The sequence below is a fragment of the Halomonas elongata genome (assembly GCF_029081005.1).
In the GTDB taxonomy this organism is placed as follows: Bacteria; Pseudomonadota; Gammaproteobacteria; order Pseudomonadales; family Halomonadaceae; genus Halomonas; species Halomonas elongata_B.
The window spans coordinates 1-22,024 of sequence record NZ_JAJQTQ010000001.1 but is presented as its reverse complement, the minus strand read 5'-3'; the positions used below and the strand labels follow the sequence as shown (position 1 = coordinate 22,024).

The 22,024-nt window shown below is 63.7% G+C and carries 18 protein-coding genes; 14 read left to right on the top strand and 4 right to left on the bottom strand.

The features are described 5' to 3' along the window. Nucleotides 1-7: 7 nt before the first annotated feature. From LU493_RS00090 to LU493_RS00080, 3 genes are all read left to right on the top strand, one after another. A complete protein-coding gene (locus LU493_RS00090) occupies nt 8-610 on the top strand; it encodes a hypothetical protein (protein ID WP_275285737.1) in 603 nt (200 codons plus the stop codon). Further along, nucleotides 607-2,181 carry a GMC oxidoreductase gene (locus LU493_RS00085; RefSeq protein WP_275285736.1) on the top strand — a complete coding sequence of 525 codons (1,575 nt, stop codon included), beginning with the start codon at nt 607-609 and terminating at the stop codon, nt 2,179-2,181. Before LU493_RS00090 ends, LU493_RS00085 begins: the two co-directional genes overlap by 4 nt. A 316-nt stretch (nt 2,182-2,497) precedes the next feature. Then, nucleotides 2,498-3,598, top strand: coding sequence for an alpha/beta fold hydrolase (locus LU493_RS00080; protein WP_275285735.1), 1,101 nt, complete (start codon nt 2,498-2,500; stop codon nt 3,596-3,598). Between the two features lie 39 nt (nt 3,599-3,637). Here LU493_RS00080 and LU493_RS00075 read toward each other — a convergent pair whose 3' ends face one another. Then, nucleotides 3,638-4,705, bottom strand: coding sequence for an AbrB family transcriptional regulator (locus LU493_RS00075; protein ID WP_275285734.1), 1,068 nt, complete (start codon nt 4,703-4,705; stop codon nt 3,638-3,640). 201 nt (nt 4,706-4,906) lie between these two features. On the opposite strand from LU493_RS00075, the gene guaB reads away from it, so the two are divergent. Then, a complete protein-coding gene (gene guaB / locus LU493_RS00070; protein ID WP_275285733.1) occupies nt 4,907-6,376 on the top strand; it encodes an IMP dehydrogenase in 1,470 nt (489 codons plus the stop codon). Nucleotides 6,377-6,574: 198 nt separating this feature from the next. After that, nucleotides 6,575-8,152, top strand: coding sequence for a glutamine-hydrolyzing GMP synthase (gene guaA / locus LU493_RS00065; RefSeq protein WP_275285732.1), 1,578 nt, complete (start codon nt 6,575-6,577; stop codon nt 8,150-8,152). A gap of 74 nt (nt 8,153-8,226) precedes the next feature. Here the strand turns inward: guaA and LU493_RS00060 are convergent, their stop codons facing one another. Together LU493_RS00060 and LU493_RS00055 are read right to left on the bottom strand one after the other, a co-directional pair. Continuing rightward, the gene (locus tag LU493_RS00060) at nt 8,227-9,036 is read right to left on the bottom strand and encodes an IS3 family transposase (RefSeq protein ID WP_275286010.1); all 810 of its coding nucleotides are present in this window, start codon (nt 9,034-9,036) and stop codon (nt 8,227-8,229) included. 5 nt (nt 9,037-9,041) lie between these two features. Then, the gene (locus tag LU493_RS00055) at nt 9,042-9,296 is read right to left on the bottom strand and encodes a transposase (RefSeq protein ID WP_275285731.1); all 255 of its coding nucleotides are present in this window, start codon (nt 9,294-9,296) and stop codon (nt 9,042-9,044) included. Between the two features lie 492 nt (nt 9,297-9,788). On the opposite strand from LU493_RS00055, the gene LU493_RS00050 reads away from it, so the two are divergent. From LU493_RS00050 to LU493_RS00035, 4 genes are all read left to right on the top strand, one after another. Continuing rightward, complete coding sequence (locus tag LU493_RS00050; RefSeq protein ID WP_275285730.1) at nt 9,789-9,992, top strand: cold-shock protein; 204 nt, start codon at nt 9,789-9,791, stop codon at nt 9,990-9,992. Nucleotides 9,993-10,482: 490 nt separating this feature from the next. Further along, the gene (locus tag LU493_RS00045) at nt 10,483-11,430 is read left to right on the top strand and encodes a DUF808 domain-containing protein (RefSeq protein ID WP_275285729.1); all 948 of its coding nucleotides are present in this window, start codon (nt 10,483-10,485) and stop codon (nt 11,428-11,430) included. Between the two features lie 184 nt (nt 11,431-11,614). Beyond that, nucleotides 11,615-12,520: a class A beta-lactamase gene (bla, locus tag LU493_RS00040; protein ID WP_275285728.1), complete on the top strand. Its 906-nt coding sequence runs from the start codon at nt 11,615-11,617 to the stop codon at nt 12,518-12,520. Nucleotides 12,521-12,638: 118 nt separating this feature from the next. After that, nucleotides 12,639-13,508, top strand: coding sequence for a putative RNA methyltransferase (locus LU493_RS00035; RefSeq protein WP_275285727.1), 870 nt, complete (start codon nt 12,639-12,641; stop codon nt 13,506-13,508). A 122-nt stretch (nt 13,509-13,630) separates the two neighbouring features. Here LU493_RS00035 and LU493_RS00030 read toward each other — a convergent pair whose 3' ends face one another. Continuing rightward, a complete protein-coding gene (locus LU493_RS00030) occupies nt 13,631-14,545 on the bottom strand; it encodes a LysR family transcriptional regulator (RefSeq protein ID WP_275285726.1) in 915 nt (304 codons plus the stop codon). On the opposite strand from LU493_RS00030, the gene LU493_RS00025 reads away from it, so the two are divergent. The 5 genes from LU493_RS00025 to LU493_RS00005 form a co-directional block, all read left to right on the top strand. Continuing rightward, nucleotides 14,523-15,353, top strand: coding sequence for a glutathione S-transferase family protein (locus LU493_RS00025; RefSeq protein ID WP_275285725.1), 831 nt, complete (start codon nt 14,523-14,525; stop codon nt 15,351-15,353). The genes LU493_RS00030 and LU493_RS00025 overlap by 23 nt on opposite strands. A 17-nt stretch (nt 15,354-15,370) precedes the next feature. Next, the gene (locus LU493_RS00020; protein ID WP_275285724.1) at nt 15,371-17,383 is read left to right on the top strand and encodes a pyridoxamine 5'-phosphate oxidase family protein; all 2,013 of its coding nucleotides are present in this window, start codon (nt 15,371-15,373) and stop codon (nt 17,381-17,383) included. Between the two features lie 74 nt (nt 17,384-17,457). After that, nucleotides 17,458-18,732 carry a dicarboxylate/amino acid:cation symporter gene (locus tag LU493_RS00015; protein ID WP_275285723.1) on the top strand — a complete coding sequence of 425 codons (1,275 nt, stop codon included), beginning with the start codon at nt 17,458-17,460 and terminating at the stop codon, nt 18,730-18,732. A gap of 191 nt (nt 18,733-18,923) precedes the next feature. Continuing rightward, nucleotides 18,924-19,799, top strand: a complete 876-nt coding sequence (yghU, locus tag LU493_RS00010; protein WP_275285722.1) for a glutathione-dependent disulfide-bond oxidoreductase — start codon at nt 18,924-18,926, stop codon at nt 19,797-19,799. 585 nt (nt 19,800-20,384) lie between these two features. After that, nucleotides 20,385-22,024: Ig-like domain-containing protein (locus LU493_RS00005; protein ID WP_428994504.1), on the top strand; the 1,640-nt coding region annotated here is incomplete at its 3' end.

Sequence of the window (22,024 nt, the reverse complement as noted above, 5' to 3'; positions counted from 1 at the left end):
GATGGCCATGACGGCGGGCATTGTCTTCGAGGAAACTATGCTGGGCGGCTTCGCCCTGGGCGAGACCGATCCGGCCGTCGGCGCCGAGGCAGGACGCCGGGACGGCACCCGGCTGGCCATGCATGCCGGGGTGGCCATCGACGACCTGGCGGCCTTCCTGGCCGACCCCGAGCATTCGGGGCGGCTGAGCGGACGACTCGACTTTCCGCCGCTCGGCGTCGATCTGGTGGCGCCCGACGGCGCCTTCCGGCTGTTCTCGCCGGCCGGGGGCGACGGCACGGGCCGGCGCATGGTCTATGAGCTGGGGTTCACGGTCGATGGCACTGCCTACTACCTGGCCGGGGAGAAACGAGTGTTCGACGATCCGGGGCCCGATCTGTGGCGTGACACCACCACCCTCTATACCCGATTGCACCGGGGCGAGGACGCCGACGGCGAGGTGGTCGGCGCCGGTATTCTCGAGCTCGGCGTGCCCCAGTTGACGGCGCTGCTCTCGACGCTGCGTGTCACCGGCGACGGTGACGCCCGCACCCTGGCCACCTTCGGCGGCTTCTTCTTCGGTGAACTCTGGAACCTCTATGCCCCCCTGGCCCGGGGAGGTCGGCCATGAGCGCGAGCTTCGATGCCATCGTCATCGGCTCCGGCTTTGGCGGCGCGGTCTCGGCCTGCCGGATGGCCGAGGCCGGCGAGCGGGTCTTGGTGCTCGAGCGTGGTCGGCGCTGGAGCACCGAGGACCTTCCCCGTGGCCCCGACGACGACTGGGTCTTCGATGCGCAGGACCCGCAGCGCCACCATGGCTGGCTAGACCTGCGGCTCTTTCCCGGGGTCGGCGTGGCCCAGGGCGCGGGCGTCGGTGGCGGCTCGCTGATCTACGCCAACGTCTTCGTCGAGGCCGAGCGCTTCGTCTTCGATCATGGCTGGCCCGAGCAGATCGATGCCGAGGCGCTGGCGCCGCACTACGCCACCGCCGGTCGCATGCTCGAAGTCCAGACCCTGCCCGAGGGCCAGCGCACCGCGCGCCATCGACTGATGCACGAGGCCGCCGAGGCCACCGACGCCGCCGATCGCTTCCGTGATCTGCCGCTGGCGGTACGCTTCGACAACGCCTGGCACTACGGCCTTGATGATCCCCTCGATCCGCGCCACAGCCGTTCCGAGACCAATGTCGCCGGCCGCGCCCAGGGGACCTGCGTGCATTGTGGCGAGTGCGACCTGGGCTGTCCGGTGGGGGCCCGCAACACCCTGGACCTCAACTATCTGGCACGGGCCGAGGACCGCGGCGCCGAGATTCGGCCGTTGTGCCAGGTATTCGCCATCGAGCCGGAAGGAGACGGCTACCGCGTGCGCTACCGGCGCCTGGACGGCGGCGACGAGGCCAGCGAAAGCGCCCGCCGGGTGGTCGTGGCCGCGGGCTCGCTGGGCTCCACCGAGCTGCTGCTGCGCTGTCGCGACCAGTACCGCACGCTGCCGGCGCTGTCTCCCCGGCTCGGCCATGGCTGGTGCGCCAACGGCGACTTCCTGACCCCGGCGCTCTACGCCGAACGCGAGGTCTCGCCGACCCGGGGGCCGACCATCACCTGCGCCATCGACTATCTGGACGGCATGGATGGCGGTGCGCGCTATTTCGTCGAGGACGGTGGCTTTCCCGACATGGTCGGCAACGCCCTGCGCGCCGCCCTCGAACGCCACGTCAACGGCGAGCGGCTCTTCGAAGGCTGGCGGCTGCTGCTCGACGGCTTGCTGCGTGGTCGCGACGCCCATGCCCACCTGATGCCCTGGTTCGGCCAGGGCGTGGACGTCAGTGACGGGGTGATGCGTCTGGAGCGTGGCTGGTTCGATCGCGACCTGGCGCTCGAACTCGACTACGACGTGCGCCGCTCGCGGCCCGTCGTCCAGGCGCTTATCGAGCGCCACAAGCGCCTCTCCTCGGCTACCGGCGGGCTGGCGCTGGAGCCGCCCTCCTGGTCATTGTTCGACTACCTGCTGACCCCGCACCCGCTGGGCGGCTGCAACATGGGCACCAGCGCCGAGGACGGCGTGGTGGATCACAAGGGCGAGGTGTTCGGCTACCCGGGCCTGCACGTGCTGGACGGCGCCATCGTGCCCCGGGCCCTGGGGCTCAATCCCTCTCGCACCATCGCTGCCCTGGCCGAGCGGGCCATGGCCGAGATCCTCGATTAAGAGCTCGTTCCCCTAAGCCCGGTGATGATGGGCTCCGGGGACAAGGCGGAGCGAGGGTCCTTTGCCATGGGCGAGGCGGAAGGAGAAGAACATCCGGTGGATGTTCTTCCCGCCGAGCGGGTTGGCCATGGATGGCCAACCCAGGCCCTGCAAGCGGCGCAGGATGTTAAAGCGCCGCAGGGCAAAGGTAGCGCCCAAGGAGGGGGTCACAGCGCCCTCGCGCAGGCTTGTCGCCGGAAAAGCTCATCTTTCTGGCCTGGTTGCGCAAGAAGCACCAAGTCAGGGGGGCCGCGACATACCGATCAAGGAGGGCACCATGAGTCGGGAGATACCGCTCTACACCCTGGAAGGCGTTCAGAACGCCGAGACCAGCACTCATCACTTCACCACCGAGGATGGCCTGGGGCTGTCGTTGCTGCGCTTCTGCCGGGCGCCGTGCCGTGACGTGGTAATGATCATCCATGGCCTGACCACCTCCTCGGACATGTTCATCCAGCCCGAGCACGACAACCTGGTCTCCTGCCTGCTGGATGCCGGCTTCACCGATGTCTGGACCCTGGACTTCCGCATGAGCAACCGCCATGCCTACAACCTCCAGCCCAGCGACTGGTCGATGGACGATTGCGCGCTCTTCGACCATCCCGCGGCCGTGGCCAAGGTCCGCGAGGTGTCCGGCGACGACGTCAACCTCCACGTCATCTGCCACTGCCTGGGGGCCATGAGCTTCACCATGGCGCTGTTCGCCGGCACCGTCACCGGCATCCGCTCGTGCATCGCCAACAGCGTGGCGCTGACGCCGCACGTGCCCACCTGGTCGCGGATCAAGGGACTCGTCTTCCCCTTCATCATCGAGCGCATCCTCCAGCAGCCCTATGTCAGTCCGCGCTGGAGCGAAGATCCGCGGTTGACCATCGGCAAGCTGCTGTCGAAGCTAGTGTCGCTGTTCCATCGCGAGTGCGACGTGCCCGCCTGCCACATGCTGTCGCTGATGTGGGGCACCGGCTGGCCGGCGCTCTACCGCCACGAGAACCTCGCCGAGATCACCCACCGCCGGGGCGGCGATCTCTATGGCCCGGTGGGGCTCAACTACCACAAGCACGTGCTGAAGATGCTGGGGCGCGGCCACCGCACGGTGCGCATGAAGCCCGACGATCCCCGCTACGCCAACCTGCCCGACGACTATATCGCCGGGGCGGAAGCCATCGAGACGCCCTGCCTGTTCATGACCGGCGACGCCAACCGGGTCTTCACCGACAGCAACCTTCATTGCCACCGGGCCCTGGAGGAAGTGGTACCGGGGCGCCACCAACTGGCGATCTTCGAGGACTACGGCCACCAGGACGTGTTCATGGGCAACCGGATCCACGAAGATATCTTCCCGCGTTTGAAACGCTTCCTCATGGAAAACGCCGGGTAGTCATGTGGCGGTATCAGATCGTCTCCCGAATCAACTCCTTCAGTGCCGAGGCGGCCGCCCGTTGGGCACCAGTCGGCGCAGCAGCGCCGGCAGGATCAACACCAGCACGCTGATGCGCAGCAGGTGGTGGGTGGTCACGAAGGCCGGGTCGATGCCCAGCGTCAGCGCCACCAGACTCAGTTCGGGGGCGCCGCCGGGCATGTAGGCGAGCAGTGCCGCGGCGGCCGAATAACCGGTCAGCAGATGGCCGAACCAGGCGGCGAGCACGGCAATCGCCAGCAGTACCAGTGCCTGGGCGGCGGCCATGACCAGGGCGTGGCCCACCCGGGCCAGCGAGGTGCCGGCGAAGCGCACGCCCACCGAGACGCCGATCAGCACCTGGGCCAAGGCAAGCAGCGTCGGTGGCACCGCGGCGTGGGTGATGCCAGTCAGGTGCAGGGCCGCCGAGATCAGCGCCGGGCCGAACAGCAGGGCGTTGGGCAGGCGCAGCAGGCGTGCCAGCCACAGGCCACCGAGCCCTGCGGCAACGAGCCAGGCTGCATCCACCGGGCCGGGCAGCCACAGCCAGCGCGACGGATCCGGTGTGGCGCCGGCCAGGTCGACGTGGCCGATCGCCTGGAGCACCGGTGGTATCGCCACCAGCAGCACCAGGATGCGCACCGCATGGGTCATGCCCACCACTCGCAGGTCGGCGCCGGAGGCCATCGCCATCACCGTGATCGTGGAGACGCCGCCCGGCACCCCGGCATACAGCGCGGTCTCCCGCGAGTGGCCGGCGATGCGCTGCGAGAACCACACCGAGAAGGCCATCATCGCCGCCGTGGCCACCAGCATCACCGCCAGGCTCAGGCTCCACAGCCCCAGGTCGCCGGACATCTGCGGGGTGAAGGCCGAGCCCAGCATCACCCCGATCACTACCAGCACGCCCTTGCGGCCGCGTCCCGGAGAACGCAGACGCGCGCCGCAAAGGCTCGCCACGGTGGTGGCGATCATGGCGCCGAGCAGCCAGGGCAGCGGCAGGTTCACGGCGAAGGCCGCCGCACCGCCGGCCAGCCCCAGTGCCAGGGTGGGCAGGAAGCGAAGCAGGGAAGCGATGATGGGGGGCAAGGAGGCTCCTGTAGTGTTGCCGACCCGACGGAACGACGAGAGTCGTGAGGGGGCTAAGTATACCGGCCTTGTCCCGCTCGAGCGACATGGGGCTGCCCAGCAGCGCCGGTCGCGACTCACATTGCCCGAATTCGGTGGCCCGCGTTATAATGGTGGATTAACTTCACTCCCTCCTCCACAGCTCACTGGGTGTTGCCGACTATGTTACGTATGGCCCAAGAAGCTCTTACGTTCGATGACGTATTACTCCTACCCGGCTACTCCGATGTCTTGCCCAAGGACGTCAGCCTCAGGACTCGCCTGACTCGCAACCTCTTCCTGAATATCCCGCTCGTTTCCGCCGCCATGGACACCGTGACCGAAGCCCGCCTGGCCATCGCCATGGCGCAGGAAGGCGGTATCGGGATCATCCACAAGAGCATGTCCATCGCGCAGCAGGCCGCCGAGGTGCGCAAGGTCAAGAAACACGAGAGCGTGATCGTCAAGGATCCAGTGACCGTCGGACCCAAGGCCAAGCTGGCCGACCTGCTGGCCATGGCCAAGGAATACGGCTTCTCGGGCTTCCCGGTGGTGGAGGGAGAAACCCTGGTCGGCATCGTCACCGAGCGCGATATGCGCTTCCAGCCCAATCACGGCGACAGCGTGGCCGATATCATGACGCCCCGCGAGAAGCTGGTCACCGTGGCCGAAGGCACCGAGCTGTCCGTCATCAAGGGCAAGATGCAGGAGCACCGCGTCGAGAAGATGCTGGCGGTGGATGACGACTTCCGGCTGCGTGGCCTGATCACCTTCCAGGACATCGAAAAGGCGCGCACCTTCCCCTACGCCGCCAAGGACAGCGACGGTCGCCTGCTGGTCGGCGCCGCCGTGGGCACCGGCCCCGAGACGCCGGATCGTATTGCCGCACTGGCCGAGGCCGGTGTCGATGCGGTCATCGTCGATACGGCCCATGGCCACTCCAGGGGCGTGATCGACCGGGTGGCCTGGGTGAAGGAACACTATCCGCAGATTCAGGTGGTCGGCGGCAACATCGCCACGGCGGAGGCGGCGAAGGCGCTGGCCGAGGCGGGCGCCGACGGCGTCAAGGTAGGCATCGGCCCGGGCTCGATCTGCACCACTCGCGTGGTGGCCGGCGTCGGCGTGCCGCAGATCACCGCCGTTTCCAACGTGGCCGAGGCACTCAAGCCCTATGACGTGCCGCTGATCGCCGATGGCGGCGTGCGCTTCTCGGGCGACCTGGCCAAGGCCGTGGCCGCCGGTGCCAGCTGCGTGATGGTAGGTGGCCTGCTGGCCGGCACCGAGGAAGCCCCGGGCGAGGTCGAGCTCTACCAGGGCCGGACCTACAAGGCCTATCGCGGCATGGGCTCCATGGGCGCGATGTCGCAGACCCAGGGCTCCAGCGACCGTTACTTCCAGGACAAGAGCGAAGGCGTCGAGAAGCTCGTGCCGGAAGGCATCGAAGGCCGCGTACCCTACAAGGGCGTGATGGGTGCCATCGTGCACCAGATGATGGGCGGGCTGCGGGCCTCCATGGGCTACACCGGCTGCCGCGACATCGAGGAGATGCGCACCAAGCCGGAGTTCGTGAAGATCACTGGCGCCGGCTTCAACGAATCCCACGTCCATGACGTGCAGATCACCAAGGAAGCCCCCAACTACCGGGCAGGGTAAGAATCATCTGCGCTCGCTCAGGCAGTGTTGAATCGTGGCTCAACGTGCTCATTTACCGGCATGTAAACTCCGCTGTCTCGCCACGATTCGCCTCGCCTGAGTGTTGCTCGAAAGATTCTCGAGCGAATCGCCCCGTTCGAGGGACACCGTTGTTCAGCGGCGCTGATGAAGCGCCGTTGCTTATTTAGAGAGCACCCGATGACCGACATTCACGCCCACAAGATCCTGATCCTCGATTTCGGCTCCCAGTACACCCAACTGATCGCCCGTCGGGTCCGCGACATCGGGGTCTATTCCGAGATCCGCGCCTTCGATATCACCGAAGACGAGATTCGCGACTACAACCCCAACGGCATCATTCTCGCCGGGGGGCCGGAGTCCGTCACCGAGCTCGATTCTCCCCGTGCGCCGCAGTGCGTCTTCGAGATGGGCCTGCCGGTGCTCGGCATCTGCTACGGCATGCAGACCATGGCCGAGCAGCTCGGCGGTGGCGTGGAAGGCTCGCAGAAGCGTGAATTCGGCTATGCGCAGATCCGCCTGGACGGTGAGAACGCCCTGTTCGAGGACATCGCCGACCACATCGAGGCCGAGAGCGGCAAGCGCCTGCTCGATGTGTGGATGAGCCATGGTGACAAGGTCGCCCGGGTACCGGACGCCTTCAGCGTGATTGCCTCCACCGAGAGCTGCCCGATCGCCGCCATGGCCTGGGAAGAGAAGCGCTTCTACGGCGTTCAATTCCACCCCGAGGTGACGCATACCCTGCAGGGCCAGCGCATCCTCGAACACTTCGTGCTGGGCATCTGCCAGGCGGAACGCTGGTGGACACCGGCGCAGATCATCGAGGACCAGGTCGCCCGGGTGCGCGAACAGGTGGGCGATCGTCATGTGCTGCTGGGCCTGTCCGGTGGTGTCGACTCCTCGGTAGTGGCCGCGCTGCTGCACAAGGCCATCGGCGACCAGCTGACCTGCGTGTTCGTCGACAACGGCCTGCTGCGCAAGGATGAAGGCGACCAGGTGATGAAGACCTTCGCCAGCCACAAGGGCGTGCGGGTGATCCGCGTCGACGCCGAGGAGCAGTTCCTGTCGCGCCTCGAAGACGTGCACGACCCCGAGGCCAAGCGCAAGATCATCGGCAATACCTTCATCGACGTCTTCGATGCCGAGGCGGCCAAGATCGAGGGGGTGGAATTCCTCGCCCAGGGCACCATCTACCCGGACGTGATCGAATCCGCCGCCGCCAAGACCGGCAAGGCGCACGTCATCAAGTCCCACCACAACGTGGGCGGCCTGCCCGAGACCATGAAGCTCCAGCTCGTCGAGCCCCTGCGCGAGCTGTTCAAGGACGAGGTGCGCAAGCTCGGCGTCGAACTCGGCCTGCCCTACGACATGGTCTATCGCCACCCCTTCCCGGGGCCGGGCCTCGGGGTGCGCATCCTCGGCGAGGTGAAGAAGGAATACGCCGACATCCTGCGCGAGGCCGACGCCATCTTCATCGAGGAACTGCACAAGGCCGACTGGTACCACAAGACCAGCCAGGCCTTCGCCGTCTTCCTGCCGGTCAAGTCGGTTGGCGTGGTCGGTGACGGCCGCCGCTACGAATGGGTCATCGCCCTGCGTGCCGTGGAGACCATCGACTTCATGACCGCCCGCTGGGCGCACCTGCCCTACGAGCTGCTGGAAACCGTCTCCAACCGCATCATCAACGAGCTCTCCGGTGTCTCCCGCGTCACCTACGACGTCAGCAGCAAGCCGCCTGCTACCATCGAGTGGGAGTGATGGCTTGTAAGTTATTTCCTACATAAAGCTGAAAAAAACCCGCCAATGTAGTGACCCCCTGGTTTCTGCACACCCTACGCAGCTAATGCAGGGTGTGCTCGGGGTGTCACATAGTCCAGAGACTGATGTGGCCGTTCTTCGTTGTAGTACCGAATCCAGCGATCGATCACGATCCTGGCTTGGCCCAGCGACTCGAAGCGATGGAGCCAGATGCACTCTTCCTTCAAGGACCGGAAAAAGCGCTCAACAAGCCCGTTCTGTTCCGGGGTATACGGCGTCGTGAACTCCTGCGTGAGGCCATAGGCCTTCACCGTGCCGGTGTAGTGGCGACTGCTGAAAACGAGCCCGTTATCTGACCGAAGGGCCAACGGTTGCTGAACACGTCCCAGCGCTCCCAGCCGATAGATCAGTGCTTCCTCCTGCGCGGCCTCCGCTGTCTTGCTGCTGCCATTGTCCGATAATCGCCAACCAAGAATCTCTCGTGTGCAGCAGTCGATGATCACCGCCAGGCTGGCTCGCCGATCCTTTCCACACCACACGTGGGTGAGATCCGTCGCCCAGCGTTCATCAGGCCGTGACGTGACTGACGGTAAGCTCCTGGCACGCGGTCGGAAGCCTTGTGGCCGCTTGCGCACCTGCCAGCCTTTCATTTGCAGGATGCGCTGGATCGGCTTGCGGTTCTCTCCCAGGACGCACGCCAGGCGGCGATAGCCATAGGTGGGGAACCGCTCCAGGGCCAGTTTCACCCGCACCGCCAAGTCGGCATTGATGACCCGCTTCCGCGACTTGGGCCGGTAATACAGGCTGCGCCGGGGGAACCCCAGCCAGTGGCAGAGCTTGACGAGCGATACCACATGGCCTTCCTCGGCCAGTTGCGCCTGCAGCGACCTTACGAGTTCTCGTCCTCGTCGAGCAGGCGCTTGAATTTTTTTAGTGCATAGATCTGCAGATGAGCCTCGCCCAGTGCCTCCTTGGTCTCTCGGAGCTCGGACTCATACTGCTCACGGATATCCTTGGGGCGGGCCTTGAGCCCGTTTTCCATGCTGCGCTGGGCCTCATCGATCCAGCCCTCGACCTCAGAGACAGTGAGATCGTACTGGCGAGCCACTTCAGCCGTCGTGGTCTTGCCCTTGAAGATGTCCATGACCACGGCGCGCCTTGCGTTTCGCGGTCCATCGTTTGATGGGGTTGTCGCCGCTCATCCTGTCTTCCTGATGACTGCACTATAACCTGTGCAGCTATGGAGGGGGCACTTCACGACGGTGAAGGCGGCTGGGGTAGTGGTCGATGATACGGCGGTGACGCCGTATACTTGCAGGGGGCAGCGGAGCGTGAACTCTCGATTGTGAATATGATGAGTAGGAAGCTGCCCGCGATGGTTGAGTGAGTGATTGCTGCCTCCAGGTTATCCAAGGCTGTAACATGCCATATCGCCTCGTGGGGCTTTATAGCGATAACCCCATTGACTATCCCATGGCTAACATGACACGATGCATTCAGTTGGTTAGCAAGTCGCATATGTCAGTTGTACTCGAATCATTCGGTAGTCTGGTTATATCCCCTTGTTTTTCCCACTTCATCTGGGGTAGTACCCGGCAATCGTAGTAAAAGCGCTTTCGCGCTAAGGAATTCGAACATGGCAACTGGTACAGTTAAGTGGTTTAACGACGCTAAAGGTTTTGGCTTCATTTCTCCCGCCGATGGTGGTGACGATCTATTCGTCCATTTCTCCGAAATTCAAGCTGACGGCTTTAAATCCCTGCAGGATGGTCAACAAGTCTCGTTTGACGTGACTCAGGGCAAGAAAGGCCTTCAGGCTTCAAGCGTCCAGGCTGCCTAACCTCTGGGTTAGTCTGCGCTTTCGAGCCACAAGGCTTCGAGCACCAAAGCCCGCTTCGGCGGGCTTTGGTGTTTCTGCGTGCCAAAAACGTGAGATTTCGCCTGGTGTTGAGTTTCCAGCATCGATATTTACTACCTGCCACACCCACCTTCCACCGCACATTATGAACTTTCTTCCCTAACGCCAGGCCATGCGGTATTAACGTCCCTGAGACCCCCGGCGAAGCCCGTCATGCGCAAAGGCGCGTGTGCGGCGCGCGGCGTTCGACCTAAAGCGTGCCGTCGAAACCTTCGACTTCATGACCGCTCGCCACGATTGAGTGGGAGCCAGGCCCCTGCTGATACTGGCTAGCGCAATTACTCAGGTGCCTTGATGATGAAACCGCCGGTGAGAAATTGTCGGCGGTGCCCTTGGGGCAAAAGTGGTAATCCTCCTCGGCGGCAGTCGTGTGCTTTACTATCTTTACCTTTTATTGATGCAGGAGGCTTCCATGATCGGCGGCTTGATAGGACTACTGGATGACATCGCCGCGTTGGCGAAGTTGTCCGCAGCATCACTGGATGATGTGAGTGCCGCCGCTGGGCGTGCGACGGCGAAGGCGGTCGGGGTGGTGGTCGATGATGCGGCGGTGACCCCGCAGTACTTGCAGGGAGTGACGGCGGAGCGAGAACTCTCGCTCGTGAAGAAGATCGCGATGGGGTCGATCCGTAACAAGCTGATTTTTATCCTGCCGGTGGCCTTGCTGCTGAATCACTTCTTGCCCGCGCTATTGCCGATCATCCTGATGGTGGGGGGAACCTACCTGGCCTTTGAGGGCGCGGAGAAGGTCTGGCACAAGCTCTCCGGCAGGCATGATGACGAAAAGCCGTCGGTAGAAAAGGGGCCGGAGGCCGAGAAAAAGATCGTCAGTGGTGCCATTCGGACCGACCTGATTCTGTCCGCCGAGATCATGGTGATTGCGCTTTCCGCCGTCTCCCATCAGGGATTCTGGTCACAGCTGGCGAGCCTGGTGGTGGTCGCGTTTTTCATCACCATTCTGGTGTATGGCGTGGTGGCCCTGTTGATCAGGATGGATGATCTCGGCCTGAAGCTCGCCCAGCGGGATAGTTCGGGAATGAAGAAGCTGGGCCGAAGCCTGGTGACTGCCATGCCCAAGGTGCTAACGGCCATCTCGGTCGTGGGTACCGTCGCCATGCTCTGGGTGGGTGGGCATATCCTACTGGTCAACCTGGGGGCCGATGGCACGGGCTGGTTCAACGCGCCCTATGCGTGGGTACACCATGTCGAGCAGGGCATCGGCGAGGCAACCGGTGGCCTGGGTGGCATGCTGGGCTGGAGCTTCAATACGCTGTGCTCTGCGTTGATTGGCTTTTTGGTGGGCTCGGTCGTTGTGGGCGTGTTGCACTTCATTCCCTCCAAGAAGGCGCAGGCCGAATAGGTACGAACCGCGAAGTACGTATCAGACCTCTCAGAGCCCGCCATCAGTGAACTGCACCCCGAAAGTTGGACACCCAATCCAACCTTCGGGGTGCAGTACATACGGCGGGTTCTTTTTTGCGCCGGCGTTCCCTCCCGGCTACTCTGCTTGATCCGATTCTGCTTATCTTGTTCAGGAGCCTCCCATGCCTAACCTCTCACGCCGCCAGGTCCTCGGGACCATGACCGCCGCCGGTGCCATGCTCGCCGCGGGCCAGCCGGCGTTCGCCGCCACCTCGACCTCAACCGCTTCCGCCGCCACTTCCAACCTCGATCAGCGGTTGGCGGAACTGGAGCGCTCGGATGACGACCGCGTGGGCGTGGCGCTGATGAACGTCGCCACCGGTGCGGTAGCGAGCCATCGCGGCAATGAGCGGTTCCTGTTCAACAGCACCGGCAAGTTCTTCATCGCCGCGGCGGTTCTGGCCCGAGTGGACGAGGGCAGCGAGACGCTGGATCGCCGCATCGTGATCGAGGAGGGCGATCTCGTTGGCTGGACGCCGATCACCGAGAAGCGGCTGGGCGAGCCCGGCCTGACCATCGCCGAGTTGTGCCAGGCGGCGGTGGCCTGGAGCGACAACGCGGCGGCGAACGCGCTGATCGAGAGCGTCGGCGGTCCCGAGACGGTCACCGCCTTTCTGCGTTCCATCGGCGACGACACCACCCGGATGGACCGCGTCGAGCCCGACCTGAACACTCACGATCACGAAGGGGACGAGCGCGACACCACGACCCCGCTGGCCATGATGTCGACACTACGCACCCTGATGCTCGGCGATGCCCTGACGCCGTCTTCGCGGCACCAGCTCGCGTCCTGGATGATCGAGGGCAAGGTCGGCGACGCCCGGCTGCGCGCCGGCATGCCGTCGTCGTGGTTGGTCGGCGAGAAGACCGGCACCAACGGCGAGGGCAACGCCAGCGATATCGGCATCGGCTGGCCGGGCGACCGCGGCGCGGTGATCGCCGTCGCCTATACCTTGATGCCCAGTGCGACCGGGGAGCAGCGCGACGAGACCATCGCCGCCGTCGGGCGGCTGGCCGCCGATGTATAATGTCGTTCCACGGTGCGGCCTCGGGCGTGGCCCGTTGGTTCGGCCATGAACACAGCAGCGGCATGAGAGCGTCATGAATCGCGGAACGAATGCAGGAACGGAAGGGGATGGCCGCCCCATGAGCACCACACCATTCGAGGCGCTCGCCTGCCCGCTGGATGGCGACCCGCTTCAGCGACATGACGGCGCCTGGCGCTGTGCGGCCGGGCACAGCTTCGATATCGCCCGCCAGGGCTATGTGCACCTGCTGCCGGTGCAGAACAAGCGCTCTCGCGATCCCGGCGACAGCAAGGCGATGGTGGCGGCGCGGCGGCGCTTCCTCGAGGCCGGCCACTATCGGCCCATCGCCGAGGCGGTGAGCCGCTCCGTGCTGGCCGAGGCGCCCGCCGGCGGCACGCTGAGCTGCCTCGATGCCGGCTGCGGCGAAGGCTACTATCTGCGCGAACTGGCCGAGGCCGCCGAAGGGAAGGGCGGGGCGTCGACGCTGGCCTTGCTGGGCGTGGATATCTCCAAGTGGGCGGTGCTCGCCGCCGCCAAGCGCCAGAAGGCCGCCACTTGGGTGGTGGGCACCAACGCCCACCTGCCGGTACAGGCAAACAGCCTGGATCGCGTGTTGTGCCTGTTCGGCTTTCCCGTCTACTCGGAGTTCGCGCGTGTGCTGAAGCCGGGCGGCGAGCTGCTGATGGTCGAGGCTGGTCCCGATCACCTGCGTGAGCTGCGCGAGATTATCTATCCTTCCCTGAGGCCGTCACGTGAGGGCGACGATGCTGTGCCCGAGGGGTTCACGCGGCGGCCCGGCGAGACGCTGCGCTATACCATCGAGCTCGAGGGCGCCGAGCCCATCGCCGACCTGTTGGCCATGACCCCGCACCTGCACCGCGCCAGCGCCGAGGGGCGCGAGAAGGCCGCGGCGCTGACGTCGCTTTCTCTCACCCTGGACGTGCGGCTGACGCGTCTGTATCGCGATGCTGTGTCCGTCGGATCGTGAAGAACATCGACGTCATGGCCGCTCGGTGGGTGACGCTGTCCTAATCTGCTGGAGACTGTTTTCAATCACAGCAGTCTGGGCGCGCTGTACGTAGCGAATCACCGTCTACGCCAGTGGCACCGTCATGGCGTGCGCCACATTGATGCGGCGCGGTGCTCGATGCAGGGCACGGCGAAGTCGATGAAGGCTCGCAACTTCTGCGGGATCAGCATCCGGCGTTCGTAAACTAGATGAATCGGCCAGGGCGCTGGTTCCCACGCCTCCAGCACTGTTTCCAGGCGGCCGGCCTGGATTCCGGGCGCGGCCTGATAGGAGAGCACGCGGGTGAAGCCGATACCCGCCTCCGCTGCATCCAGAGCCGCTTCGGCCGTGTTCACTGACAGGCGCGGATGAACAGGAATCCGCAGAGACGTTCCCTCCGCTTCGAAATGCCAGTCTTGATCGGCCAGAAATTGATCGTGGGTGATGCAAGAGGCGTCCTTGAGCTCGTGCGGCGTGTCGGGTCTGCCGTGTTCGTCGAGGTAGGCGCGACTGGCACAGACCACCTGACGTATTTCACCGACCTGGCGGGCGATCAGGCCGCTATCCGGTAGTGGGCCGATACGGACGGCCATGTCGATATGCTCTTCACCGAGGCTCACCAGGCGGTCGACGAGTTGCAGCCGAACATTGACGTCGGGATGGCATTGCAGAAACGCCGTGACGACCGGCAGCACATGCAGGCGCCCGAAGACGATCGGTGCCGTCAGGGTCAGGGTGCCGCGTGGCGATGAAAATTCGCCCGAAGCGCTCCGTTCGGCTTCGTTGACCTCTTCCAGAATGCGTCGGCAAGCCGCCACGTAAGCCGTTCCTGCCTCGGTCAAGGTCAGCCCCCTGGGCGAGCGCATGACCAGTTCGGCGTTCAGGCCGGCTTCCAGCTCGGAAATTCGGCGGCTCACGGTTGCGGTGGGCATTCCCAGGGCTCGGGCGCCGGCCGTGATACTGCCCTCGTCGATGACTCGGACGAGCATGGCCATGGTCTTGAGTCTGTCGGGCATGGACCACCAGGGAATCGCGGATAAGGAACAGGGCTTCCGTAAAATGGAAGCCAGGATTCCAACTTTGCCATCTTCTGCGTGTTTCTGGAACACCTTACCCTCGATGACAGCTCTCCGTGTCAAGCGAGAGTGTTCAGCCCCCGTACACAGGAGCTCAAGCATGAATTCGCATTTCCCGACTCACGCCACCCCGATCAAGCTGTATCGGCACCCGAAATCCGGCCATTGCCATCGCGTCGAACTCATGATGGCGCTGCTTGATCTGCCCTATGAGCCGATCGATCTCGATGTCCCGAACGGCGAACACAAGACGCCCGAGTTTCTTGCTATCAGTCCTTTCGGGCAGGTCCCCGCCATTGATGACAATGGCGTGACGTTGTCGGATTCCAACGCCATTCTGATCTATCTGGTGAAATCCTACCCTACCGGCCATGGCTGGCTGCCCGAACATCCCGAGACCGCCGCCGAAGTGCAGCGCTGGTTGTCGGTGGCCGCCGGCGAGATCGCTCATGGCCCCTGCGCGGCACGATTGGTGACGGTCTTTGATGCGCCACTGGATCACGAGGGGACCAAGGCGGCGTCGCACCGGTTGCTTGCGATCATGGAACCGATTCTGGAAAGCCGCGATTTCCTGACCGGATCAACGATCACGATCGCCGATGTGGCCGGCTACAGCTACATCGCCCATGCGCCCGAGGGCGGTGTCGGTCTCGATGCTTACCCGTCGATTCGGGCGTGGCTGACACGAATCGAGGCGCAGCCGGGCTTTGTCGGCATGGCGCGTACGCCTCTTCCCGAAACCAGCTGATCGAGAGGAACGCTGTCATGGCACAGGACGGTCCAGTCTTTCATGCCGGCGAGCGAGCCGTGCAGGCGCGTGCCGAGGTGCCCGGCGACTGGCTCGAGAAGGTGGAAGGTTTCGTGCGTTCGGAGATGCCGCAGCAGCATCGCGATTTCTTCGAGAGCCTGCCGATGCTGTTTCTCGGGCTGCTCGATTCGGCGGGGCGTCCCTGGTGCGTTCCCGTCTTCGGCCCGCCTGGCTACTCGACGTCCCCCTCACCGGATACGCTGGCATTGCAACGTGTCCCGATTCTATCGGACGAGCTGAATCTGGAGTGGGGGCCCGGAGCGAGCGTGGGTATCGTGGGGGTCAATCTGTCCAACCGGCGCCGCAATCGGTTGAATGGCCGGGTACGACAGGCCTCGGATGACGCCATGACCATCGCGGTCGACCAGAGCTTCGGGAACTGCCCGCAATACATTCAGGTCCGCTCCATGGACTCTGCCGGGGACGAGCCCTCGGTAGCCACCAGTCGGTGCAGCAACATGGACGACCCGGCGGTTCGGCGCATCGTCGAATCCGCCGATACTTTCTTTATCGCGTCCCGTACTGCCGGTCCGCTCGAGGGGGGAAGCGCCGGACTCGACGCGTCGCACCGAGGTGGGCGGCCGGGGTTTCTCGGCATCAACGAGGACGGCTCGCTTTCCTTCCCGGATTTCTCCGGCAATCGTTTCTTCAACACGCTTGGCAACATCGAAAGCGATGGTCGCGTAGGGCTCTTCATCGCGGACTTTGTCAGCGGTGAAGCGGTCGTGCTGACCGGCCGAGCCACCATCGACTGGAGCCCGGGGCGCACCAGCGCTTTCAAAGGGGCCGAACGCATCGTCGATGTGGTGCCGGAAGAGGTCCAGCATGCGACCGACACCTTGCCGGTAACCGCCCCACTTGCCGAGCCGTGGCCCGCGCTCGAGGATACCGGCACCTGGGATGAAGCGCAGTTGGCTGCTCTCAAGAACGACGGATATCGCCGTTTTCAGGTCGCATCGAAACAGCAGGAAAGCGACGACATTACTTCCTTCTATCTGACTCCTGCGGACGGAGGGCCGCTCGAACCGCATATTGCGGGTCAGTTCCTGCCGCTCCGGCTGTGGGGCGAGGACGGTCCGATCCTGCGCAGCTACACGATCTCCCAGGGTCCGAATGGGCGCGATTATCGCTTGTCCATCAAGCGGGAAGAAGGCGGCCTGGTATCCCGGCGATTGCACGACCGGTTCGCCAAGGGGGATGTCATCGAGATCGGCTCACCCGCGGGCGATTTTGTCCTGGACGACAGCACTCAGCCTATCGTCATGCTCTCCGGCGGTGTCGGCATCACGCCGATGATGGCCATGCTCGATGGGCTAGTGGCTGCGGTGGGCAACGGTGCGCCTCGGCGCGAGGTGTATTTCATTCATGCCACCCGGAACAGCGCCAGCCGGGCGTTTCGCGGCGATCTGGAGACCCTCGCTCGCGAGCATGACTGGCTGCATCTCTTCACTGCCTTTTCGGCCCCGGGGGCGGGAGATAGGCTGGGCGACACGCACGATACCGAGGCGCGGCTGAGCATGGAGGTTCTCGCTGAACTGCTTCCCTTCGGCGGTTACCAGTTTTACCTGTGCGGCCCCGAAGGCTTCATGCGAGCGCTTTACAAGGGATTGCGCGACGTGGGGGTCGATCGTTCTCATATCCACCATGAATTCTTCGGTGCGGGCGAGCTCGATGAGCCTGAAGAGGTGGCCTCGGCCGTGGTGCTGCCGACGCGTGCCACGGTTTCCTTCGTCCATTCCGGGACCCAGGCTGAATGGACCGAGCAGAGTGGCACGTTGCTGGAAACCGCCGAGGCGGCCGGTCTGAGCCCCTCCCACAACTGCCGCTCGGGCAAGTGCGGTACTTGTGCCACACGACTGCTTTCTGGAGACGTGCATTATACGCGCAGGCCGCTGGTCAACCCGGGCGAGGACCATGTGCTGACCTGCTGCGCGGTTCCCATGAATGGACGGGTCGAGGTCGACCTGTGAGGTGAGCGCATCCGTTGCATGAAAGGCGCCGCGGGCCTATGGTTCGCGGCGCCTGTTCATTTTGAGGAGACCCCATGTCCACGCCTTTGACATCCCTGTGGCGCGGCTATCGCGATGCCTCGCTGATCCTGCGGGTCACGATTGCCCTGGTGCTGGGCGCCGTGGTCGGCCTGGTCGGCGGGCCGGCTGTCGGCGAGGCGCTGGCGCCGCTGGGCGAGCTGCTGATGCGGCTTCTGAAATTCATCATCCTGCCCATCGTGCTGTTCACCCTGATGGCCGGCATCAATCAGGGCCGAGCCGGGAGCCTGGGGCGGATCGGCCGCAAGGTGTTCCTCTACTATCTGGTGACCTCGGGACTGGCGATCATCGTCGGGCTGACGGTCGCCAGTCTGCTGTCGCCGGGGGAGGGGATGTCGCTGGAAGGGGCCGCCTCGGTGTCGGTGCCCGAGAACCCCGGCATCCTCTCGGTGGTGCTCGGCATCGTGCCGACCAACATCGTCGGCGCCTTCGCCGGGCAGGATCTGCTCGGGATCATCTTCACTGCCATGGTATTCGGCCTCGCGGTGGCCCGGCTGCGCCAGTCCGAGACGCACGGTGAACTGGGCGAGCGACTGGCCGGCCTGATCGAGGCGCTCAATGCCGTGACCCTCAAGGTGATGGGCGGCATCCTGCACGTCGTGCCGGTCGGGGTGTTCGCCATCGTTACCGGGACCGTCGCCGAGCAGGGCATCGGCACCCTGCTGTCGCTCGGCGACATGGTCGTGGTGCTCTATGTGGCACTGGGCGTGCACTTGCTGGTCTATATCGGTCTGTTGAAGGGCTTCGGCGTGCCGGTGCGAGCCTTCTTCCGCGAAGCACGCACGCCCATGGCGACGGCCTTCGCCACTCAGAGCAGTTCCGGGACTCTGCCGCTGACGCTGGACGCCGCTCGCCGTCTTGGCCTGTCGCGTGGCCTCTATGGCTTCAGTCTGCCGCTGGGCGCGACCCTCAACATGGATGGTGCGGCGATCCGCATTGCCATCTCGGCGGTGTTCGCTGCCAACGTGGCAGGCGCGCCGCTGGACTTTGCGAGCATGCTGCAGATCGTGGTGGTCGGCACGCTGATCTCGGTGGGCACCGCCGGGGTGCCCGGTGCCGGCATCGTGATGATCGCCACGGTGTTCTCCCAGGTGGGATTGCCCATCCAGGCCGTGGCACTGCTCACCGCCATCGATGCCCTGGTCGGCATGGGTTGCACGGCGCTCAACGTGACGGGCGATCTGGTCGGCACCGCGCTGATCGGCCGCAGCGAGGGAGAGCGTATCGGCGAGCCGAGAAGCGCGGATACCGGTTCGGCTTGCAAGTCCTGACTGGCATGTACGGGCTGTCTTTTCGAGGGCCCGATCCTCTGCCGCCGAGGATGCGATGAGTGAGTGGGCGTTGTTTGTGTCGAGGGGTCGAAAGGTAACCTTTAACAGGCTATCTTTTCCCTGTCAGAGGTGATCGGCGATGTGGACCGAACGCATCGTCGCGCCCGCAACGCACTCGTACAGGAATTCCCATGAGCCAAGATACCGAGTACACCCCGCCGAAGGTCTGGACCTGGCGCCAGGAGAGCGGTGGTCAGTTCGCCAGCATCAATCGCCCCATCGCCGGGCCGACCCACGATAAAGAGCTGCCGGTCGGCCAGCATCCCTTCCAGCTTTATTCGCTGGCCACTCCCAATGGCGTCAAGGTCACGGTGATGTTCGAGGAGCTGCTGGCGCAGGGCCACGAAGGCGCGGAATACGATGCCTGGCCGATCAAGATCGGCGACGGCGATCAGTTCGGCAGCGGGTTCGTCGAGGTGAACCCGAACTCCAAGATTCCGGCGCTGATGGATCACGGTACCGAAGAACCGACCCGGGTCTTCGAGTCGGGCGCGATCCTGCTCTACCTGGCCGAGAAGTTCGGTGCGTTCCTGCCGGCGGACTTCAAGGCCCGAACCGAGGCGCTCAACTGGCTATTCTGGCAGATGGGCAGCGCGCCTTTCCTGGGCGGCGGCTTCGGTCACTTTTACGCCTATGCGCCGGTGAAGCTCGAGTACCCCATCGACCGCTATGCCATGGAGACCAAGCGTCAGCTCGATGTTCTCGATCGCCACCTGGCGGAGCATCGCTACCTGGCGGGCGACGAGTACAGCATCGCCGACATGGCCAATTGGGCCTGGTATGGTCAGCTGGTGCTGGGCCGTCTCTATGAGGCGGCCGAGTTCCTGCAGGTCCACACCTACGAGCATGTGGTGCGCTGGGCGCGGGAGATCGATGCTCGTCCGGCGGTTCAGCGGGGCCGTATGGTCAACCGAACCTTCGGCGAGCCTGAGCTGCAGCTTCACGAGCGCCACGATGCCAGCGATTTCGAGCACAAGACGCAGGATAAACTCGCTCCCCAGCCATGATCGGGTCACCTGACTTCCGTTTTCCGCAAGGCCGGCGTTCCCCACGCCGGCTTTTTTCATTACGTGTCTTGGTTCCCGATGCGCGGTCATCGTCAGCCGATTCGAGAACGGTACTAGGGTATATCGTTCTGTTATTTAGTATCGGTCACGCGAGCCTTTCCATTCTGATCACATGATATGGATAAGTGTCCAGCCTTTGTCTTGAGAATAAAAATGGATATGTCATCGTTTTTTTATAAATACAAATCCTGAATATTTTTGGTTAATTATAATTAAGTTTTTAGGTGGTCTTAAGGTGTTGTTTTTTGGTATTTTGTTGATGCTTACATTCAGTAACTTTTAATTTTTTGAGTATTGGTGATTTAGGGCTAGTTTTAAAAGGAATGGAGGGGATAGCCTTTAGGCTGATGCAAGGAAGGAGGGGGTCGACGGCTTCTATATAAGACATGACGTGGCGCGATACACAAAAGTTAACATATAAAATAGTGTGTTGTGCGTGATGCTTGCCATGTTCTCGGTATCTCATGGGTTGCGGCTTTCCCAGTGTCACCCCAGTGGCACGGGATTTTTGCAGGGGGTGTAGACATGATTGTCAAGACTTCAAGTTTGAATGACGAGGTTTCCCAGTTTTCTGGTTGGGACGCTCAAGATGAACTCGTGCTGACGTCCCCGAGGAAGGTGGCGATCCAACTCACGCCGGAAGAAGTTTTGACGATGACAAGAGAAGGGAATGATCTTGTCATCGAAACCGTGGATGGGCGGACGTTCAAACTTTCGGACTTTTACGCCAACACTGGTGAAACTGGCGACGGGCAGGCGTCTGGGCAAACCCCTGTGCAAAACGAACTCTATCTGGTCGATGAAGAGGGCGAGCTCCTGAAAGTCTCGTTATCTTCTGCCGGTGCGGATGGCCTGGTCCAGGCACAGTATGTGCCCCAGGGAGAAATGGCGGGCTTCGAGATGATGGGCGCCGAACCCGTGGATGAGGGTGGCGGCGGCGGTGGTAGTTTCGTGCCGATCGCCATCCTGGGTGGTGCCGGTGCCATTGGCCTGGCCGCCGCCGCTGGTGGCGGCGGCAGTGGTGGAGGTGGTAGGCCGGACGAGACGCCGCCCGAGCCTCCTGTCGATGTTTCACTCGGTGGCGAAGGCCGAGTGATCGAGGGGAGAGGGGAACCCGGCACTACGGTGACCGTGACAGGCCCTGACGGGGAAGTGGTTGGCGACGGCACCGTCAATGACGATGGTAGCTTCGAGTTCGAACTGGACGAGCCGCAGAGCAATGGCGAAAACCTGGATGTGGCCTTGACCGACGGTGCGGGCAACGAATCCGACCCGACATCGGTCACCGCGCCGGATACTACTGCGCCGGAAATGCCGACACTGACGCTTTCCGCCAATGATGACGGCACGGTGACGGCATCCGGCGAAGCAGAGCCTGGCAGCAACGTGACGGTCACCTTCCCGGACGGCACTACCACTGACGTCGAGGTCGGGGAAGACGGCAGTTTCGAGACGACATCCGAGGCCTCTCAGTCCAGCGGTGAGGTCAGCGCCACCGCCACGGACGCGGCAGGTAACGAAAGCGACCCCGCTGTAGCGGAATATGCCGATACTATCGCCCCCGAGGCCCCGACGCTGAACGTCGTCGCCAATGACGACGGAACGGTCACGGCCAGCGGTGAATCCGAGGCTGGCAGTACCGTGACGGTGGCCTTCCCGGATGGCACGACCGGCGAGGTCGTGGCGGGAGATGACGGCAGCTTCGAAGCGACCTCGGATGGTGCTCAGCCGAGTGGTGAGGTCAGTGCTACCGCCACGGACGCGGCAGGTAACGAAAGCGATCCCGCTGTAGTGGAATATACCGATACCATCGCTCCCGAGGCACCGGTTCTCGTGCTCGCCAACGATACCGGTACGGATGGTGACGGTATCACCAGCGATGGCACCGTGAATGTAGGGAACCTGGAAGACGGTGCCACCTGGGAGTATTCCACCGATGGTGGCAGCTCCTGGACGGTCGGTAGTGGCAGCAGCTTCACCGTGCCGGAGGGTGATTATGCCACGGGCGACGTACTCGCCCGTCAGACCGACGAAGCCGGCAATACCAGCGACAACGGTGAGCTGGGCGCGGTGACGGTGGATGCCTCTAGTCCCGGAGGCGATGACGGTACCGATGCGCCGACGCTGACCATTGCCGAAGCCGATGATGGCTTCGTGAGTGCCGA

Coding starts and splice junctions, on each gene's coding strand:
- LU493_RS00035 (WP_275285727.1), top strand. CDS start 12,639: ATGAGCACCACACCATTCGAGGCGCTCGCCTGCCCGCTGGATGGCGAC.
- LU493_RS00020 (WP_275285724.1), top strand. CDS start 15,371: ATGGCACAGGACGGTCCAGTCTTTCATGCCGGCGAGCGAGCCGTGCAG.
- LU493_RS00055 (WP_275285731.1), bottom strand. CDS start 9,296: ATGGACATCTTCAAGGGCAAGACCACGACGGCTGAAGTGGCTCGCCAG.
- LU493_RS00090 (WP_275285737.1), top strand. CDS start 8: ATGACGGCGGGCATTGTCTTCGAGGAAACTATGCTGGGCGGCTTCGCC.
- LU493_RS00080 (WP_275285735.1), top strand. CDS start 2,498: ATGAGTCGGGAGATACCGCTCTACACCCTGGAAGGCGTTCAGAACGCC.
- bla (WP_275285728.1), top strand. CDS start 11,615: ATGCCTAACCTCTCACGCCGCCAGGTCCTCGGGACCATGACCGCCGCC.
- LU493_RS00050 (WP_275285730.1), top strand. CDS start 9,789: ATGGCAACTGGTACAGTTAAGTGGTTTAACGACGCTAAAGGTTTTGGC.
- LU493_RS00045 (WP_275285729.1), top strand. CDS start 10,483: ATGATCGGCGGCTTGATAGGACTACTGGATGACATCGCCGCGTTGGCG.
- guaB (WP_275285733.1), top strand. CDS start 4,907: ATGTTACGTATGGCCCAAGAAGCTCTTACGTTCGATGACGTATTACTC.
- LU493_RS00030 (WP_275285726.1), bottom strand. CDS start 14,545: ATGCCCGACAGACTCAAGACCATGGCCATGCTCGTCCGAGTCATCGAC.
- guaA (WP_275285732.1), top strand. CDS start 6,575: ATGACCGACATTCACGCCCACAAGATCCTGATCCTCGATTTCGGCTCC.
- LU493_RS00085 (WP_275285736.1), top strand. CDS start 607: ATGAGCGCGAGCTTCGATGCCATCGTCATCGGCTCCGGCTTTGGCGGC.
- LU493_RS00015 (WP_275285723.1), top strand. CDS start 17,458: ATGTCCACGCCTTTGACATCCCTGTGGCGCGGCTATCGCGATGCCTCG.
- LU493_RS00025 (WP_275285725.1), top strand. CDS start 14,523: ATGGTCTTGAGTCTGTCGGGCATGGACCACCAGGGAATCGCGGATAAG.
- yghU (WP_275285722.1), top strand. CDS start 18,924: ATGAGCCAAGATACCGAGTACACCCCGCCGAAGGTCTGGACCTGGCGC.